Below are 1,882 nucleotides of genomic sequence, written 5' to 3'. Positions count from 1 at the left end.
GGCGCCGGGCTGATCACGGCGATCATCGTCGGGGGTGCCTTCTTCGGGGACAACCTCTCCTTCATCTCCGACACCACCATTGCCGCCACCCGTACGATCGGCGTGCGGATGAGGGATAAGTTTTGCGCAAATATCCTGATTGCACTCCCTGCCGCGCTGGTTACCGCAGTCCTTTACCTGCTCCTCGGACAAGACGTACCGGAGGTGGCGCTCAGCACCACCGGCTCGTGGTACCTGATGCTGCCCTATCTGGCGGTGATCTTGCTCGCTGTCAGTGGGGTTAATGTCCTGGTCTCCCTGACCGCCGGCATCCTCCTCTCCGTGCTGGTGGGGCTCGGCACCGGGACGATCGCACCGGTGGAGGTGATGGCAAAGGCGGGTGAGGGGATCTCGGGGATGAGTGACCTGATCATCGTGACGCTGCTCGCCGGCGGACTGCTGGAGCTGATCCGGCAGCGTGGCGGGATCGACTTCATCGTCGAGCGACTGACCCGGCGGGTGTCGGGGAAGCGGTCGGGGGAGCTCTCCTTTGCCGCCCTCGTAGGACTGGCAAATGGCTGTACGGCAAATAATACCATCGCCATACTGACCACCGGCGGGATCGTGAGGGACCTCGGTGAGCGGCTGGAGATCGACCCCAGGCGGACGGCGAGCATCCTCGACATCGCCTCCTGCATCGTCCAGTCCGTCCTCCCCTATGGTGCTCAGATGCTGATCGCCTCGGGGCTTACCGGGCTCTCCGTGACGGAGATCCTCCCCTATATGTACTACCCGATGATCCTGAGCGGGATGCTCCTGCTGTCGATCCTCCTTCGATTCCCATACCCGGTGCGAACCTCTGTGCTACCGCTCGAAGCCTGAGCGTGCCGGCACTCCGGCATCGTAGTAGTGCTTGATGCAGCGCATGTCGGTCACCAGATCGGCAGCGGTGATCAGCTCCTCCGGCGCATAGCGACCGGTGCAGACCACCTCCACATGCGCCTCCCGGGCTGCGATCGCCTCGAGTAGCTCATCCGTGCTAAAGAAGTGGAAGTAGAGCGCTATCGTCACCTCGTCGAGGATCACCACGTCCCACTCGCCCGAGGACATCACCTCGGTCGCACGAGTCAGCCCCTCCCGCCCGTAACGCACATCCTCCTCGGACGGCTCGTGGATCAGGGCGCAGCCGAGACCAAATTGCTCAAAGTGGATCGAGGGAAGCAGCTCCTCGAGCCGGCACTCGTGGTAGCGCATGCTCTTGACGAACTGCCCCACGAAGACGCGCTTCCCCGCCAGCGCCGCACGCGCAGCCAGCCCGATGGCAGCGGTGGTCTTCCCCTTCCCATCCCCTGTGTAGACCTGCAGGTATCCCTTTTTCTCTCTCATGCTCAGCTTCGACATCGTATCTCTAGTCTCTGAGACATCCCAGGGGGACTACCTTAACCCCGTCAGGACGGGTGTAGGCAGTACTACCACCTGTCAGCACCATAAGGAGGTCGGGCTCTCTGAGTGGCACCTGAGCCTCTCCCTTATTGTGCTCCCTGATCAGTCTCTTGACCTCAAGGAGGTGTTCTGCCCCACTATCTATCTCTCGGCTGCCTAACTTACACTCTATCAAGGCGTATCGCCCATCATCCAGATGTAGCACATAGTCTACTTCCAGCCCATACCGATCATGGTAGTACGATATGTGGCTGCCGCTGTCTATCGTATATGCCCTTAAGTCGCGGACACACATTTGCTCAAAAATAAACCCAAAGGTTTTGAGCTGTATGGACAGAGCATCCGGAGACAATCCGAGCATCGCAACCGATATTGACGGATCGCAAAAACTCCGCTTTGGATTACTCCTGATAGCTGTTTTGCTCCTGATAGCCGGGCTCCATGCTTCGATGTTTTGGAT

Annotated in this window: 3 protein-coding genes; 1 reads left to right on the top strand and 2 read right to left on the bottom strand. The window is 59.8% G+C overall.

Annotated features, from left to right (window positions below; all coding sequences use genetic code 11):
- A partial coding sequence (locus Q0F21_RS07605; RefSeq protein WP_297238795.1) for a Na+/H+ antiporter NhaC family protein occupies positions 1-861 on the top strand: 861 nt, incomplete at its 5' end.
- Here Q0F21_RS07605 and Q0F21_RS07600 read toward each other — a convergent pair.
- Both Q0F21_RS07600 and Q0F21_RS07595 read right to left on the bottom strand, forming a co-directional pair.
- Complete coding sequence (locus Q0F21_RS07600) at positions 844-1,380, bottom strand: cob(I)yrinic acid a,c-diamide adenosyltransferase (protein ID WP_297238793.1); 537 nt, start codon at positions 1,378-1,380, stop codon at positions 844-846. The two genes, Q0F21_RS07605 and Q0F21_RS07600, sit on opposite strands and share 18 nt — an antisense overlap.
- Before the next feature lie 7 nt (positions 1,381-1,387).
- On the bottom strand, positions 1,388-1,882 hold a 495-nt coding region (locus tag Q0F21_RS07595), incomplete at its 5' end, for a DUF4143 domain-containing protein (protein ID WP_297238792.1).

The sequence above is a fragment of the uncultured Porphyromonas sp. genome, from assembly GCF_934359325.1.
Taxonomy (GTDB): Bacteria; Bacteroidota; Bacteroidia; order Bacteroidales; family Porphyromonadaceae; genus Porphyromonas_A.
This window is presented reverse-complemented; position numbering and strand designations above follow the sequence as displayed.

Bases quoted from the DNA above. Each gene is read 5' to 3' on its own strand.
- Q0F21_RS07600 (WP_297238793.1), bottom strand. From the start codon at position 1,380: ATGTCGAAGCTGAGCATGAGAGAGAAAAAGGGATACCTGCAGGTCTAC.